The sequence below is a fragment of the Pseudomonas sp. HD57-3 genome (assembly GCF_056113135.1).
On sequence record NZ_CM148568.1, the window covers coordinates 5939610 to 5956427 of the forward strand.

Genomic DNA, 16818 nt, shown 5'->3' on the forward strand with positions numbered 1-16818 from the left:
GCTTAAACAGCTTGTTTATAGCGACCTACAGAAAAGTTTTAGCGTGTGTAATTTCCCACAAGGGCGTCTTACATCCCGTCGCAAAATTTGCCCTGATTTTGAACGCAAGGTTTATTCAAACCGCTCTAGGCCGGCCGTAGACTCGTGTTTATGAGAAAGAACACTAGCGGTCCAAGATTCAAGGCACTCCTGGAAGCTGCGAACATCACCACCACGGGATTCGCAAAGTTCTGGGGCACGGAAGCCCAAAACGTTCATAACTGGTACACCCGGGGCGTACCCGCGTACCGCATGGAAGAAGTTGCGCGCCTGCTGTCCGTCAACAGCCAATGGCTGAAGACCGGCGAAGGCCCGAAAGACGCCCCGCACCTGCACACGGACTCGGGCGACATCCTCGATGCCCATGCCATTCGCGGCGTCTACACGGTGCTCGAAACCAACGACATCGAATTGCCCCTCTACAAGGAAACCCCGACCGCTCCCGGCTCCGGCAAGACCCACGTCATCAAGGACCCGGAACAAACCATCCGCCTGCCCCGCAGCCACCTCGAAACACTGGAAATCCGCCACACCGACGCCATCTGCACCCACATGATCGGCAACAGCATGGCCGAGAAAATCGAAGACGGCTCCACCCTCGCCATCGACCGCGGCCTCACCCAGGTGGTGGACGGCGAAATCTACGCCATCGAACACGACGGCATGCTGCGCATCAAATACCTGCACCGCATGCCCGGCAACGCCCTGCGCCTGCGCAGCCACAACAGCGCGGAATACCCGGACGAGATCTTCCGGGCCTCGCAAATTGAAGAGCAGCGGATTCATGTATTGGGGTGGGTGTTCTGGTGGTCGACACTGGGCAAGCGCCGGCCGGTGGTGCCGTTTCTCTGAGCCAGCTTATGTCGTGAGGGGCAACCGGCCCGGATAGTCGGTACAAATTCGGGATTTTTCCCGGATTGAACGCTCTATCCCGCACTTCGCACTGGGAATCCCCAACAAAACTCAGTATCCTGCGCCCCACATTCGCGCATCGACCCGCCAAGCGGCCCAGATGACGCCTGACGCGGCAGACCACTGTCTGACCAAGTCCCACAGCCGGACGCAAGATCCGGATGTACGTTTTGAAGGCTGGCGCGGTTTACCAAAAATAAACCAAGCCAGTCCCCGAGAAGCCGGCCACAAGCCGGCTTTTTAATGCCTGCCAAAAAGCCAAACCTACCGTCCGAAATCTGAACCGCCGCTTGCCGGATAACAAACAGGCTTGTAACGTAAAGACAAACGTCATTACAGGTAATCCATCATGGCATCCATCAATATTCGGATCGACGACGAACTGAAAAAACGCGCCTTCGCAGAGCTGGAAAAGCTGGGGCTTTCGCCCTCAGAGCTTCTGCGCCAAACGCTTCAATACGTCGCGGACCGAGGCAAATTGCCCTTCAAAGCGGCATTGCTCAGTGAAGAGGATGAAGCGCTTATCGCCGTGGTCACTGAACGCCTTGCCGCTCCTCAGCGAGTCAAGGTAAGCCTGGATGACCTATAACCTCGAGTTTGATCGTCGTGCATTGAAGGAATGGAACAAGCTGGGCGATACGATTCGCGAGCAGTTCAAAAAGAAACTCTCCGAGGTTCTCGAAAACCCTCGCATAGAAGCCAACAAGCTTCGCGAGCTGCCAGATTGTTACAAGGTGAAGCTGAAAAGCGCTGGGTATCGCCTGATTTATCAGGTGATTGATCACGAAATTGTGGTGTTCGTAGTCGCTATCGGAAAGAGAGAGCGAGAGGCGGCTTATGACGCTGCACTGGATCGATTGTCGTCCCAACCCTGAGCCAGTTAATCATCAGGATCGATTCTGAAATTGGGCAGCAACCTGCTGCCCGATTACCGTCACGGATAACTAAACGACTTCACCAACGTCAACTCCCCCACCGCCCGCATCGGCACCAGGAACGTCTCCATCTTCTCGCTAGGCGTCCCCTCCTCGGTAATCACCGTCACCTGCGCGGTAGTCAACGGCTGCACCGCCTCTTCCCCACCCTCATCATCCCCGCGATAACCACCGCCGAAGTAGTTCACATACACCAGATACTGCCCCTTGATCGGTGCAGGCATGGCGAAGATTTCCGGGCCGTAACCGGTGGTCACGTCGACATCCAGAGCAGCGCCATTGGGCGCGACGCGGTCGCCGTACCAGATGTGCGCGCCGTCGGGTGTGATCAGGTGCAGGTCGAGGTCGGTGCCATCACTGTCCCACGCCAGCAACACCCGCAGTTTCGCCGGAGTAGCGCCGCCGCTGGTGTTGAGAAACTGCGTGCGGTGCCGTTGCTGGCCGTCCGGGCTGCGGACTTCGACGCTGTTGCTGCCGTTGGGGAACGAGAAAGGGCGATCGAAACGACCGCTGTCGTCGATTTTCAGCGGCATGCTGACGCCGTTGACGATCAGGCGGCCGGGCTCTTTGTTTTTCGGTGTGGCTTTGATTTCGCCGCTGATGCGGGCGGTGTTGGCCTGGCCGAGCGGAGTGTTTACCGAGGAGGCCGGGTAGTTGACGGTCTGGCGGAAGCTTTCGCCCTCGCCTTCAGGCGCGCCGCTGCGCCAGCCGCCGACCGGGGTGTCGAGTTTGACGCCGTCAGCGGCTATCACTGGCGAAACACCGGCAAAGACGCAGAGCAACAGCAAGACCTGTGGATAACGGAGTGTCATGTCTATTCCAGCAAAAGGTGACGGGCGAGCCCTTCGATATAGGTTTCATCCTGGCCGTTGGGATGTGCTTCAAAGGCCAGGTGCAGGTATTCGTGAGTCAGGTCGAGGCGGTCCTGCAAGGACAGCACGCCGCGCACGTAGATGCGCTGGCGTTCGCGGTCGACGAAGGGGCGGCCGAAGGCGAGCTTGCAGACGGCGAAAGTGCTGACTTCGTTGTAGCCGGTTTCGCTTTCCAGCCTCGGACGCCAGCCGCGACGTTGTTTTTGCAGCCAGTCCTGCGCGGCGGGCAGCGCTTCGCAGGACGCCACCGGGTTGTCCCAACGGCTGAGGCTGGCGCGCGGGTAAGCGTGCAGCAGAATCGCGTCGTAACGCTGGCCGGCATTGGCTTGTTCGACGGCCTGCTGCCAGGCGAGCTTGTCCGGGCCGGGTTGATCGGAGTGATAGGTGACGGTGCTGCCGGCCAACACCAGATCCGCCGTCCACGCCGCTATGTTGCGGGATTCGGCGGAGGCCGGACGCGGGGCGACCCGTTGGCGGGTGCTGCTGTCGTCGATGCTCAAACATTCGCCGTTACGTGTGGCGTTCTGCAGCAGATACGTGCGGATCGCCACGGCCAACGCTTTGGCGGCTTCGGCCGGTTCGGGTTTGGCTTCACGCTCCAGCACACGGGCGACGTACTCCTCGCGATCCAGCCGGGCGACCAGTTTGTCGTTGAGCAGAAACAGCTCGCCGTCGCTGTGGATATCCAGCGCATTGCCGTTGGCGAATTCCACGCGGTAATCGCCCTGCAACGGGCCGGAGCCAGCAACGCGCTCACCCGACAGCACTCGCGAAACCGGATAACGTGAGAACAATCCCACCTCAACACAACGCCCCGCTTCCGCCGGCCAGGAAGCAGGCAACACTGTCGCCAACGCAGCACCGTAATGCCGCAAAACCATCTGACTGGTGCCCCGGCCACCGGCCCAGATCGGCGAGCCATCCGCCGTCCACCCAGCGAACCCGCCCTGACGTGATTGCGGGTCCTGATCGCCGAGCCAGCTCCAGGTTTTCACCCGCAAGCGCCCGCCGAGTTCACCGACGACATTGCCGTCCGCCGCATTCAGCACCACGTCGAGCAGCACACGGCGCATCTGACCCTGAGCCGGCAGCAGAGACAAAACCTTCAGCAGGTCAGCCACGGAAACCCGAGTAGCCGGTTGCACCGATGGCAAATCCAGCAACCACGACGGCGCCTGTCGCGCCTGCCAATAGGTTCTCCAATCGCCAGCGGCTATGCCCAACCGCGCCGGCTCGAAATACAACCCGCAGGATTTCACCAGCGCCTGATCACGCTCAATCTTCCCGCCCGCCGTGCAGCAATAGACTTCTTCCTTCGTCTGCCCGCGACATTCATAAGCCGGTTCCTGCGCGCCGGTATCCACCAGCCACGCGTAGACGAACACCTTCCACAAACTACCCAGCGGCGTATCAAGCGACGAAGGCAATGGCTCGCGGGCGGTCAGTTGCGTGGTGTTCAGCGACAGCAATTCGCCCTTGTAGGCCACGCGCAACGGTTCATCCTGCGCCGTCGCCAGCGCAGGAATCACACACATCAGCAGCCAGACCAGCGGCCGGGTCATGTCAGTTGACCGTGACCTGACCGAGGGCCGCTTTCGCTTCGCGGGCCTGATGCTGCGGCGCGTAGACCTGAGTGAAACGCACCGGCGGCAGGTTGAACTGGCCCTTCTGCGAGAAGCGCACCAGATGCCGCAGACGCAATTCACCGCTCAACGCATCCACCGGCACCGCGTAGGCCAGTTGGCCCGGTTCGAACCGTGCTTTTTCCAGCGCAGTCGGTTCGGTGCCGTCCTTGCCCTGCAACTTGATGCCCCACGTGGTGCGCTCGACATCCGCACCCGGCGGCAGCGGTACTTCGAGCATGCCGTAGCGCAGCGGTTTTGGTGCCTTGCTGGTGATGATCACCTCGTCCAGATACAGGCTGTCGCTGGACAACGGCTTGGTGCCGACCGGCTCCAGTTTGAAGGTAAAGGCTTCGTCACCCGGCACCAGGCGCGACAGGCGACGAGTGATGGTCACCGCCATCGGATCGACCGCCGGTTGTTGGGTCTGGAAGCTCAGCGCGGCACGCAACGGACGCTCCTGAGTGCCCGCCACCGTCAACACGCTCGGCACCGGCGTAGCACCCTGCCACGTCCAGTACATCTCGCCGGTCGCGCCATAGTTTTTCTTCCAGCCTTCGCCCGGTGCCAGCGCGATGGTCGGCGACGCCTGGGCGATGCTGCGTTGCAGCCAGGTCAGCGCAAGCGCACGTTCAAGGGTCGATTGCTGTGGCAACAGACGTTGCAACAACGCTGTCGCGCGAGCCTGATCGAACGGTTGCAGCGACAGGTTCAGCGCTTCGGCAAACGGCTGCGAACTGACGGACAAGCGCTGTTGCGCTGCGCCCAACTGACGATTGAACGCGTCCGGCAAAGCAACTTTCGACTGGGTCGCCAGCGATGCGGTCAAGACCCGCGCCGCCGCCAGACCGAGCGCCGAATCCGGATCGCTCATCACCAGACTGTCTTCGCCGTCGTCCATCAGGGTTTCGGCATTGCCTTCTCCGGCCTTGGCCAGATCCTCCAGCAAACCGCTGAGCAGCGTGTTGACCGGCAAATGCATCTGCTTGGCAAACGACAGAATCAGCGCCCGTTGCAGCAAAGGTGTGTTCGGCGCCTGCTTGGCGTAGACCTCCAGCACCCGCTGCCAGTGCTCCGGCGGCAAGGTCAGATCGAGCACCTGACTGGCGTTCCAGTCGGCGTAGTAGGCGTAAGCGGTGAGGAACGCATCCGGCTCACCATCAAAGCCCCACCAGGTGAAGCTCGCCGACGGGCCGGCCATTTGCACCAGGCGCAGACGGCTGTTCTGCATGATCAGGCGCAAGCGGTCGCGAATCTGCGGGCTCGACGCCAGCGACGGATAAGCGATGCTCAGCGGCAGCAAACGGCTGGCGGTCTGTTCGACGCCGCCGTACGGATAGCTGAGCAGATCGTCGAGGGCCGAACGGAACAGCGCTTGCGGGCTGTCATCCAGACGCAGGCGAATGTCGGTGGCATCTGCCGGCAGGCTCAACGGCGTGTCGCCGCTGGCCACGTCGAGGCTCTGGGTCTGTGTCACTTGCCAGCCTTCGCCAGTCGCGGTCAGGCGCACAGCGAGGGCATCGGCGGTCTTGCCGTCCTGCACCAGTTCGGCGGTCCATTCGCCGGTGGCCAATGCGAAGGCCGGCAGCGGCAGGTAGTTGATGCCGTTATTGAGGGTCACCGGCAGGCGTTGTTCGGCGCCGGCGTAGTGCGTCACCAATTCAGCCTTGACCGGTTTCTCGGCCTGGCTGAACGCGAACACGCCGAGTTGCGGCTGATCGCCCTTGCGGAATTTGCTCGGCCCGCTCCACTTCAGGTACAGCGGTTTTTCCGAACGGACGAATTGCTTCTTCTGCCCGACCTGACCGTCATCGGCAATCGCCCGCGCGGTGATGCGCCAGCGGGTCAGCGAGTCCGGCATCTTGAACGTGAAACGGGTTTTACCGTCGGCATCGGTCAGCAATTCCGGTTGCCATGCAGCGGTGTCGACGTCTTCGCGGCGCGGCCGCTCCAGCACTTTCACCCCGCGTTCGCTGCGGTTGGCCTTGCCCGGTGCGCTCGGGCTGCCCGGCAGCGCCACGTCGTAGCTGATGAACGACAGGCTGGCGCTGGTGCGCACGTTGTTGCGGCGCGGGTGATAGAAGAACTGGTCGATGGTCGGCGCAACTTCCGGTTGCAGCGCGTAGACCATTTCATCCACGACGCTGACCGTCAGGTGCGCCGGCACAGCCTTGCCGGCGAACTGGGTGGTCAGGTCGACTGTCACGGTATCGCCCGGCTGATAGGTCTCTTTGTCAGTCTTGATCGCCACGTCGATCTGCGGCGCAACAACCTTTATCCCGGCGTTCTGGAAGCTGTACTGACCGCCCTTGGTGTACAGCACCGAGAACGTCAGGTTCGGTGCGAAGTTGTCCTTCACCGGGATACGTGCGCGGTATTGGGTTTCGCTGAGTTTTTCCAGTTTCAACCAGTCGCCGCCCTTGGCCAGCAGCGCGGTGGCCTCGACCTTGTCGCGCTCCAGCGACAGCAGCGCATCGCTGACAGGCTCCGGAAAAGTGATCAGCGCCAGCGCTTCGTCGCCGGCCTTGTACTCGGGTTTGTCGAGGACGATTTCCACAGTGCCCGGCACTGCCTTGACGCCGTCGCCGGTGACCGAATGACCGGTCGCACCGAGCACCCGGCCGTGTTGATCTTTCAGCGACAGGTTGTAGGTGCCCGGGCGATCGAACGCCACGCTGAAGCCTTTGTCTTTCGCCGCCAGTTTGCCTTCGCCGGTGGTCTGGTCTTCCAGACGCACCCAGCTGTAGCTGCTCGGCACAACGGCCTGGGCCTGTTGGCTGCCGCCCTCGTTGGCGTAGCTGAACGCGACCTTGTCACCGACCGCGCTGAAGCGCTGCGGCGCAGTCAGGCGGAAGCTGGCGGCACCGCGGTCGATGAGGATTTCCTTGGTGGTTTTGACCCGATACGCTGCGCCATCGCTGGCAAACACGGTGAGCATGTAGCGGCTCGGTTTGTCGGCGGCCGGCAGGTCGAGGGTCGCGTTGCCCTTGCTGTCGGTAGTCAGTTCGGTGCTGGTCAGCTCCACCGGGAATTGCCCGAGGTATTGCAGCTCGTTGTCGACCATCGACAGTTGCTGGGCGCGCAGGCTCAGGGTCAGTTTGGCGTTGGCCACCGGTTTGCCGTCCGGGTAAAGCAGCACCAGGCTGCCCTTCACCGGTTCGCCGGTGCGGTAATCCTGCTTGGCCAGATTCAGCGAGATTTCGAAGTGCGGCTTGATGTACTCCGCCACACGGAACGCGCTGCTGTAGGCCTGATCCTTGTAGTTGAAACGCAGCTCGTAACCCCCGGCCACGGCGTTGTCCGGCAACTGGAAACGGCCCTGGGTGCCAGCCTTGGAATCGAGTTTGAGATCGAGCCGCTGCAACTCGGTGCCGGTAGCATCGAGCACGCTGACATTGACGTCCGCCGCGCCCGGCAATACCGAATCCCGCGCGTTCTTGAATTCACGGCCGACGATTTTCAGCGACACCCAATCGCCCGGCCGATACAGCGGCCGGTCGGTGAAGGCGTAGAGTTTGGTGTCGTAGATTTCGCTGTCGTAATAGAAGTTTTCCGAGACGAATACGCCACCCTCTTCGTCCTCGCCAATCACGAACGAACGCTCCGGGCTGACGTGTTTGAGGCGCAGCAGACCATCGGTGTCGGTGGCGCCGCTGCTCATCACGCCGAGGCCGTCGGTCCACAGCACATTGACCTTCGGCACCGAGCTGCCTTCGTGTTTGCGCGCGGCCCACACCAGCAATTCATCACCGGCAATCTTGCTCACCGCCACGGTGTTGGAAACGAACACCATGGTGGTTGCGCGGTACTTGCCGATCAGCGCTTCGACCAGATAGAGGCCCGGTTTCAGATTGCCCAGCGGGATGTAGACGTTACCCGGCGCGACGCTGACGAACTCGCTGGAAGACCCGGCCAGATTGACGCCTGTCGGTGGCTGGATCGGTTTGGCCTGCCACAGCGGATAGCGGAACTGGCTGACCACCGGCAGACCCGGAATCAGGGCGAACTGCGGTTGCGCGTCGTACGGCGTCGGCGCGGCGATGGCGTTGCCCATCTTCAGCTCCGGCACTTCCTCGGTGACTTGCTGACGCGACTCGTAGGAGAACGCACGCTGCATCACCCGACGGGATTTGCGGTACCAGTTGTCCCACAGGTACGCGAGGGTGTTCGACAGGCCTTCACCCTTGAACTGGCCGTCGCTGACCACGCGGTGCAGGTTCTTCTGGCGCTTGAGGAAGTCCAGCGGCTTGTCGATCTTGTACACGCGGATATCGGCGCCGCCGTAGGGTTCCATGCGGAAACGGCGATAGTCGCGACCCGGTGCTTCGAGGCGCACCACCGCCTGTTCGTCAGCGGCGAAACTGCTGTCGGCCAGCAGGAAAAAGCTCTCACCGGACACCGGCGTATAGCCGCTTGGCTCCACGGTGTCTTCGGCATTCACGGCCGAAAACGGCAGGGCTAACAGCAACAGAAAAGGCAGTAAACGCAGCATGCGGGCACCGGTCATTGGGAGAGAAAGTTCAGTCGATAGACGCCGATGAAGTTGGGGTTGGCTGCGTCGGGTATCCATCGGGTGTCCTTCCATGTCATGAGTTGCTGCAGGCTTGCCGAACGCATGCCGTTGTCGGTTGGGGTGGTCGTGCCGGTGTGATAGGCGATGTAGCGGCCCATCCAGATCATCAGGTGCTGGTCGTCGCCCTGATCGAAAAACATCAGATCGCCGGGCCGTGCCTGGGACACGTCGCGGCCGATCAGATGGCTGTTGAACTGAATCAGTTTGATCGCGTTGACGTAGGGCCCGACCTTGCCGCCGCCCTGCTGCCATTGCTGGGCGAGCTTGCGCTGATCGGCGCTCAGGTCCAGCTCCGGCGGCAGGTAGCGGTTGGACACGCCATTGCTGCGCAGCCATTTATCGTCGTGGACTTTCAGCGCTTCGTTGGCGGCGAAGCGCACCAGCCCCGCGCAGTCCTGCTGATACCAGCGTGGGCTTGGGCCTTTGCTCAATTGTTCCTGGGCGATGCGCACGAACCAGGCGCGAAACACCTGGGATTGCTGCGGATCGAGGGCCGGCGCCTCAACGGCTCGGGCACCGGCGCTGAGCAACAGCGCCAGAAGGCCAAGGCTGCGAATCAGTCCGGTCACAGCGCTTTCCACTCCAGCGGCAGCCATTGCCAGTGACCGTCAGGCTCGCTGCCTTCGGGCAGGGTCAGGGCGTATTTGCCCATGCCGCCGAGAGTGCGCAGTTTCGGGATCAGGTAGGTCTGCGCGGCGTTGTAGAACACCGGCTCCATGTCCTGCGGCAGGCTGTCGAGGGTTTCTTGCTGGATCAGCTGTGCCATCGAATCCGGGCCGAAGTAGATCGGCATCAGCACGTCTTTCGGCAGCACATCGGCCATCGGCGGGAAGCGCTTGTCGAGGGTGCCGAGGGCCTTGTCGACCAGTTTGTCGTCGAGGGAAAACAGCAGCGTCGAACCGTGACGCGCCAGGCTGACTTTCATGAAAGCACGGCCGGTGATCGCGTCCGGGTTCTCGGCATCCTTGGCCGCGTACGGGCCGAAGTTGGAGCTGACCTGACGCTGCCAGAGGTGGCTCTGACCTTCCTGTTTCTCGACCACCGGGAACGCGTGCTCGTCGACTTTGCCTTCGTAGGCGCCGACCATCGAATCGAACAACGTGCCGATATCCGCGTCGAGCTTGCCGTTGTCTTCGTCGTTCAGACTGGCCACCAGCAACGGCGTGTACAGCCGCGAATCGGCGTACCAGCACAGACCTGCCGCGCCGGCCACGTGCTCGGTGAGTTTCTGCGCCACGGCTTCTTCGGCGCCGAGTTTCACCAGCAGCGGTTTCTGCGGCTCGGCCGCCACCGGCAAGGTCACGCAGGCACTGGCGCCCAGCGGCATGGCTTGCCACACCGGTTTGAAATCGAAGTCCGGTTGGTTTTCCAGTTCGTCCATGGCGAGATAGCTGTGCCAGCCCTTGTCATCCATGTCGAAACGCAGGCCAGCGAAGTTCGGAATGAAGCGCTGGTAACCCATGGCCAGGACACTGGAATTGACCGACAGGCGCTGTTTGGTTTCAGGTGTCTTGGCCGAGAGCCCGAACGCTTCGGGGAACAGCTTTTCGCCGTTGAGCAGCGCAGCGAGGGCTTGCGGCGAGACGTGGCCGGACTCTTCGGAAGCGCCACTTTCCGGATCGTAGAATTTGGTCGGGTTGGACAGCACTACCAGTTTGTCGCCACGGGAGGCGAACAGCAGGGATTTGCCGGCGTTGTAGGTCAGTTGATACAGCGGCACTTCATCGCCGCCGACCTTCAGGGTGCTGAACACGCTCAGTTGCGAATCATCCAGCGCGACTTTCGCCAGCGGCTCCAGCACTTTAGCCAGCCCGCCGCGATCCATTACCAGCAGGAAATCCTTCAAGCGACCGTCGGCGCCGCGCCACAGCGCCACGTCTGCCGGTTGATCGAAGAGTTGCTCGATCAGGCTGTCCTGCAGCTTCAGGTCATGCTCGTAGATGATCCGCCGCAGACTGCCGATCAAGCCGAGACGGTCGGCGTGGGTTTCGTAATAGAAGACGAAATCCTCGGTGAGCGTGGCCTTGAGGAACGGCACCGTCAGCAGGTCCTTGGGCAACTGGCTCAGGGAGCGGGTTTCCAGCAGCGCGTCCGGGCGGCTGAGGCCGAGCTTGTCGCTGGCCAATTCCGCCGGCGGCGCCTTCGGTTTGTGCATCAGCCAGCCGAGCCCGCCCGCCACGCCGGCCACCAGGCACAGCCCGACCGCCAGCAACGGCCAGCGCCGGGAAGGTTTGCCCGCAGGTGTTACGGCGGCCGGTGTAGCAGTGTTATCGCTCATCTTTCCAGAACCCGAGTTCATCCGTGGCGGGATGCTTAATAGTTGAAAGTCTTGACCAGCAGCAGATCACCGATGGCCCGCAGGGGCACGATGAACGTTTCGCGTTTTTCGTCGACGGTGTTTTCGTTGAGCACCAGCGTGATCTGCGAGGTGATGACCTCGTTCTGGTTGCTGGTCTCCTCGAAGTTATAGCCGCCGTTACCGAAGTTGCCCCAATAGTTGACGTAAACCAGATAGGTGCCGTGCAGCGGCGCAGTCATGGTGAACATTTCCGGGCCGGGGCCATCGACGCCGTCCGGATCGAGGCCGCCGCCGTTGCTCATCGCCGGACGCGCCCAGAAGGCGTGCTGGCCGTCAGGCGTAATGACGTGCAGGTCGAGTTCGGCTTTAGGGTCGTCCCAACCGAGCACCACGCGAATCCGCGCCGGCGTGCGCAAATTGTTGGCTTCGTAGAATTGAACGCGCTTGAGCGACTGGCCGTCGGCGCTGATCACCTCGACGCTGTTGGAACCGGCGCCAAACGCATACGGCCGGGCGAAACGGCCCTGGTCGTCGGTGTACAGATTCAGTGGATTGCCATTCACCGCCAGACTGTGCGGCGGGCGCAGATGCCCGATGGCCTTGAGCTGCCCCTCGATCATCGTGCGATTGCGCTGGATGCCGCGATCAATCGGCGGCGTGGGATAAGCGACTTGCGGGTTTTCCGTGCGATCGAGCAACCCGTGATAGCGCCAGCCGCCCACCGGTTCCGACATCTCGGCACTCGGTGCAGCCGACAGCGCCGGCACGCAGGCCAGGCCGATCAGCAGCAAAAGAAGTGAACGCATGTGATGCCTCCTGCCATGCCTGAACGAAACCTTGCACCCGATCCTCGGCGCTTCACAGTGGGCGATACTGCGTTTCGTCTGAAAGACCCGTGACTGTCGGGTCGTAGAAGGCGCGAAGGTTAGCGATTCGGCAGTTTTTTAACAATCGGATACATGTCGATTTGCGGTGGGAATCACGGCGTCCAGTGGACGATGAGCCGAATAGGCGTCATATTCGGCTCACGAAATGAGCCGAATAGCGTTTCCAATCGGCTCACGCACTCAGGATCAGCAATCAATGGCGACTCACTGGATCTGGCAACAGCCTGATTGGCCCGACTTCAACTGGCAGGCGGAACGCCTGGCACCGTTGTTGCGCGAGTGTGTTCAGGCACAAGGTCAATTGATGGGCATGGCGGGATCGGTGAGCCATTCACTGAGCGCGCAGACAGAGCTGGACGCTTTGCTGCAAAACATCGTGACCTCCTCGGCCATCGAGGGTGAGCAGTTGAATGTCGGATCGGTGCGATCTTCATTGGCTCGACGTCTGGGGCTGGAATTACCCGATGGCGACAAAGTCAGTCAACGCAGCGAGGGGCTGGCGCAGCTCATGCTTGATGCGACCCGGCGCTTCGCCGAACCGCTGACGCAGGAGCGTTTGCTGGAATGGCATTCGTGGCTGTTTCCGGAACAGGAAAACGGCTTCTTTTCACGCGCGATCAATGTCGGCGCTTTACGCGGCGATGAGCCGATGCAGGTGGTTTCCGGGCGAATCGACCGCCCGACCGTGCATTTCGAGGCGCCACCGCGACAGGGCCTTGAACGACAACTGGACAGTTTTCTCAAGTGGTTCGACGCCAGTCAACATCAGGCAGGCCTCGATCCTGTACTGCGGGCAGGCATCGCGCACTTCTGGTTCGTCACCTTGCACCCGTTAGACGACGGCAACGGGCGCCTGACTCGCACCCTCACCGATCTGGCATTGGCTCAAGGCGAAGCGCAGGCGATTCGTTTTTATGCGATGTCCGCCAGCATTCTCGATGATCGTGCGGGCTATTACCGGATTCTCGAATCCAGCCAGAAAGCCACGCTGAACATCACCGACTGGCTCGCATGGTTCCTGCAAACCCTGCTGCGCAGCCTGCAACAGGCGATTGCGCGGATTGAAGGCGTACTGGGCAAGTCACGCTTCTGGCAAACGCACCGGGAATCCGAGCTGTCAGTGGAGCAGATCAAAGTGCTCAACCGCTTGCTCGACGGTGGTGAGCGTGGTTTCGAGCACGGTATCAGTGCGGCGCAGTATCAGGCCGTGGCAAAAGTCTCCAAGGCGACGGCGACCCGACATCTGGCGGAGCTGCTGGAAAAAGGTTGTCTCGAACGCCTGCCCGGCGGTGGGCGCAGCACGCGCTATCAGATCAGTTTTCCAGGCAAATCCGCAGAGTGATCCAAGCCCCGCTCATTTGCCCATACCCCCCCTATCTGCTAGTGTCGCGCCGGTTTAACGTCAACCGGAATTAGCCGCCATGGCCCGCAAAAAAGCTGCACTGGATTTCGAACAGTCCCTCGCCGACCTGCAAACGCTGGTGGAGCGTCTGGAGAACGGTGAATTGTCGCTGGAAGACTCGCTGACCGCTTTCGAGCAGGGCATCGGCCTGACCCGTGACTGCCAGGCGGCGCTGGCCCAGGCCGAGCAGAAGGTCCAGGTGTTGCTGGAGCGCGATGGCGAACTCGCCGAGGAACCCTTCGACGCGGATCAGCCAGAATGATTGCAGCGTATTCGGCCACCAGCCAGGCGCGGGTCAACGCGGCACTGGAAACCCTGTTCAACGCCCCGCTGCCAGAACTGGCGCGTCTCTATGAAGCCATGCGCTACAGCGTGATGAACGGCGGCAAACGCGTGCGTCCGCTGCTGGCCTACGCGGCATGCGAAGCCCTTGGCGGCAAGGCCGAACAGGCCAACGGCGCGGCGTGTGCGGTTGAGCTGATCCACGCGTATTCGCTGGTGCACGACGATTTGCCGGCGATGGACGACGACGATCTGCGTCGCGGCCAGCCGACCACTCACAAGAAATTCGATGAAGCTTGCGCGATTCTGGCCGGCGACGGCTTGCAGAGCCTGGCATTCAGCGCCCTGCTTGACCCGCGTCTGAGCGATCTGAGCGCGGACATCCGCCTGCAACAGGTCACGGCGCTGGCGCACGCGGCGGGCCCGGCCGGCATGGTCGGCGGTCAGGCCATCGACCTCGGTTCGGTCGGCCTCAAGCTCGACCAGAAAGCGCTGGAACAGATGCACCGGCACAAGACCGGCGCGCTGATCGAAGTCAGCGTCAAGCTCGGCGCCCTGGCCAGCGGCCGTGCCGAGAAGGATGAACTCAAGTCCCTGCAGACTTATGCACAGGCCATCGGTCTGGCATTCCAGGTCCAGGACGACATCCTCGACGTCGAAAGCGATACCGAAACCCTCGGCAAACGCCAGGGCGCCGACATCGCCCGCGACAAGCCAACCTACCCGGCCCTGCTCGGTCTCGACGCGGCCAAGGCCTACGCGCTGGAACTGCGCGATCAGGCCCTGCACGCGCTGCGACCGTTTGACGCGGCTGCCGAGCCGTTGCGCGATCTGGCCCGGTATATCGTCGATCGGCGTAACTGAAGGCTAATCAGCCAAAAAAGACCAACGCGTGGGCAGGGGGCGATGCATCAGGTAAACTGCCGCATCTTTTATACCTATAACGATTCGCCTGATGCCCACGACGTTTCATGAGATTCCCCGCAAGCGCCCGACCACGCCCCTGCTCGACCGCGCGAACACGCCGGACGGCCTGCGCCGGTTAGGCGAAGCCGAGCTGGAAACCCTGGCTGATGAGTTGCGCCTGGAATTGCTCTACACGGTCGGCCAGACCGGTGGGCATTTCGGTGCCGGCCTGGGCGTCATCGAGCTGACCATCGCGTTGCATTACGTCTTCGACACCCCGGACGACCGGCTGGTGTGGGACGTCGGTCATCAGGCCTATCCGCACAAGATCCTCACCGGTCGTCGCGAGCGCATGGAATCCTTGCGCCAGAAGGACGGCATCGCGGCTTTCCCGCGCCGTTCCGAGAGCGAGTACGACACCTTCGGCGTCGGCCACTCCAGCACCTCGATCAGTGCCGCGCTGGGCATGGCTATCGCCGCCCGCCTGCAGAACAGTGATCGCAAGGCGATTGCGGTGATCGGCGACGGGGCACTGACCGCCGGCATGGCATTCGAGGCGCTGAACCACGCGCCGGAAGTCGACGCCAACATGCTGGTGATCCTCAACGACAACGACATGTCGATCTCGCGCAACGTCGGCGGGCTGTCGAACTATCTGGCGAAGATTCTTTCCAGCCGCACTTACGCGAGCATGCGTGAAGGCAGCAAGAAAGTGCTGTCGCGCCTGCCCGGCGCCTGGGAAATCGCCCGTCGCACCGAAGAATACGCAAAAGGCATGCTGGTTCCCGGCACCCTGTTCGAAGAACTGGGCTGGAACTACATCGGCCCGATCGACGGCCACGACCTGCCGACCCTGATCGCCACCCTGCGCAACATGCGCGATCTGAAAGGCCCGCAATTCCTGCATATCGTCACCAAGAAAGGCAAAGGCTTCGCCCCGGCGGAAGTCGACCCGATCGGTTACCACGCCATCACCAAACTCGAACCGCTGGACGCCCCGGCCGCTGCGCCGAAAAAGGCCGGCGGGCCGAAGTATTCCGGCGTGTTCGGTGAATGGCTGTGCGACATGGCCGCTGCCGACCCGCGTCTGGTGGGCATTACCCCGGCGATGAAGGAAGGCTCGGATCTGGTGGCGTTCAGCGAACGCTTCCCGCTGCGCTACTTCGACGTGGCGATTGCCGAGCAACACGCCGTGACTCTCGCCGCCGGCATGGCCTGCGAAGGCGCGAAACCGGTGGTGGCGATCTACTCGACATTCCTGCAGCGCGGTTATGACCAGTTGGTGCATGACGTCGCAGTACAAAACCTCGACGTGTTGTTCGCCATCGACCGCGCCGGCCTGGTGGGCGAAGACGGCCCGACCCACGCCGGCAGCTTCGACCTGTCGTTCCTGCGCTGCATCCCGGGCATGGTCATCATGACCCCGAGCGATGAAAACGAACTGCGCAAGATGCTCACCACCGGCCACCTGTACAACGGCCCGGCGGCGGTGCGTTACCCGCGCGGCACCGGCCCGAACGCGGCCATCGAGAAAGACCTCGAACCGATCGAGATCGGCAAGGGTGTGGTCCGCCGTCAGGGCAGCAAGGTCGCCCTGCTGGTGTTCGGCGTGCAAATGGCCGAAGCCCTGAAGGTCGCCGAGACGCTGGACGCGACCGTGGTCGACATGCGCTTCGTCAAGCCGATGGACGAAGCGCTGGTGCGCGAGATCGCCAACAGCCACGAGCTGCTGGTAACCATCGAAGAGAACGCGATCATGGGCGGCGCCGGTGGCGCGGTCAGCGAATTTCTCGCCCGCGAAAACATCCTCAAGTCGGTGCTGCACCTGGGCTTGCCGGACGTTTACGTCGAGCACGCCAAACCGGCGCAGATGCTGGCCGAGTGTGGGCTGGATGAAGTGGGGATCGAAGCGGCGGTGCGTGAACGCCTGGAATTGCTCAGCCGCTAACTCGCTGGATACACGCAAAACCCCATGTGGGAGCGGGCTTGCTCGCGAAAGCGTCGGATCAGTCGATGATGAGTTGACTGACACTCCGCCTTCGCGAGCAAGCCCGCTCCCACATTTGATTTGTGCACACCAGAAATACCA

13 protein-coding genes are annotated in these 16818 nt (G+C 62.0%); 7 read left to right on the forward strand and 6 right to left on the reverse strand.

From position 1 onward, the window contains the following. Positions 1–150 precede the first annotated feature (150 nt). From AC0R79_RS26960 to AC0R79_RS26970, 3 genes are all read left to right on the forward strand, one after another. Positions 151–891: a S24 family peptidase gene (locus AC0R79_RS26960; RefSeq protein ID WP_474732472.1), complete on the forward strand. Its 741-nt coding sequence runs from the start codon at positions 151–153 to the stop codon at positions 889–891. A 409-nt stretch (positions 892–1300) separates the two neighbouring features. Continuing rightward, positions 1301–1540 carry a type II toxin-antitoxin system RelB/DinJ family antitoxin gene (locus tag AC0R79_RS26965; protein ID WP_085608779.1) on the forward strand — a complete coding sequence of 80 codons (240 nt, stop codon included), beginning with the start codon at positions 1301–1303 and terminating at the stop codon, positions 1538–1540. Further along, complete coding sequence (locus AC0R79_RS26970) at positions 1530–1826, forward strand: type II toxin-antitoxin system RelE family toxin (protein ID WP_474732475.1); 297 nt, start codon at positions 1530–1532, stop codon at positions 1824–1826. Before AC0R79_RS26965 ends, AC0R79_RS26970 begins: the two co-directional genes overlap by 11 nt. A 59-nt stretch (positions 1827–1885) precedes the next feature. Here AC0R79_RS26970 and AC0R79_RS26975 read toward each other — a convergent pair whose 3' ends face one another. From AC0R79_RS26975 to AC0R79_RS27000, 6 genes are read right to left on the reverse strand one after another with little or no spacing between them, the layout of a single operon-like run. Next, a complete protein-coding gene (locus AC0R79_RS26975) occupies positions 1886–2698 on the reverse strand; it encodes a YfaP family protein (protein ID WP_085608781.1) in 813 nt (270 codons plus the stop codon). A 2-nt stretch (positions 2699–2700) separates the two neighbouring features. Further along, complete coding sequence (locus AC0R79_RS26980) at positions 2701–4320, reverse strand: DUF2300 domain-containing protein (protein WP_474732477.1); 1620 nt, start codon at positions 4318–4320, stop codon at positions 2701–2703. A 1-nt stretch (position 4321) separates the two neighbouring features. After that, complete coding sequence (locus tag AC0R79_RS26985) at positions 4322–8887, reverse strand: alpha-2-macroglobulin family protein (RefSeq protein WP_474732479.1); 4566 nt, start codon at positions 8885–8887, stop codon at positions 4322–4324. Continuing rightward, positions 8884–9549, reverse strand: a complete 666-nt coding sequence (locus AC0R79_RS26990) for a DUF1175 domain-containing protein (protein ID WP_064382202.1) — start codon at positions 9547–9549, stop codon at positions 8884–8886. The genes AC0R79_RS26985 and AC0R79_RS26990 overlap by 4 nt, the downstream gene beginning before the upstream one ends. Beyond that, complete coding sequence (locus AC0R79_RS26995; protein WP_474732481.1) at positions 9519–11231, reverse strand: DUF2138 domain-containing protein; 1713 nt, start codon at positions 11229–11231, stop codon at positions 9519–9521. The genes AC0R79_RS26990 and AC0R79_RS26995 overlap by 31 nt, the downstream gene beginning before the upstream one ends. A 35-nt stretch (positions 11232–11266) precedes the next feature. Beyond that, a complete protein-coding gene (locus tag AC0R79_RS27000; RefSeq protein ID WP_007955537.1) occupies positions 11267–12058 on the reverse strand; it encodes a YfaP family protein in 792 nt (263 codons plus the stop codon). Positions 12059–12335: 277 nt separating this feature from the next. On the opposite strand from AC0R79_RS27000, the gene AC0R79_RS27005 reads away from it, so the two are divergent. The 4 genes from AC0R79_RS27005 (at position 12336) to dxs (ending at position 16677) form a co-directional block, all read left to right on the forward strand. Beyond that, the gene (locus AC0R79_RS27005) at positions 12336–13481 is read left to right on the forward strand and encodes a Fic family protein (RefSeq protein WP_375747965.1); all 1146 of its coding nucleotides are present in this window, start codon (positions 12336–12338) and stop codon (positions 13479–13481) included. Between the two features lie 79 nt (positions 13482–13560). After that, complete coding sequence (locus tag AC0R79_RS27010) at positions 13561–13803, forward strand: exodeoxyribonuclease VII small subunit (protein WP_007894317.1); 243 nt, start codon at positions 13561–13563, stop codon at positions 13801–13803. After that, a complete protein-coding gene (gene ispA / locus AC0R79_RS27015) occupies positions 13800–14687 on the forward strand; it encodes a (2E,6E)-farnesyl diphosphate synthase (RefSeq protein ID WP_064599720.1) in 888 nt (295 codons plus the stop codon). Before AC0R79_RS27010 ends, ispA begins: the two co-directional genes overlap by 4 nt. A gap of 91 nt (positions 14688–14778) precedes the next feature. Continuing rightward, positions 14779–16677, forward strand: a complete 1899-nt coding sequence (gene dxs, locus AC0R79_RS27020; RefSeq protein ID WP_375747966.1) for a 1-deoxy-D-xylulose-5-phosphate synthase — start codon at positions 14779–14781, stop codon at positions 16675–16677. The last annotated feature ends 141 nt before the right edge of the window (positions 16678–16818 follow it).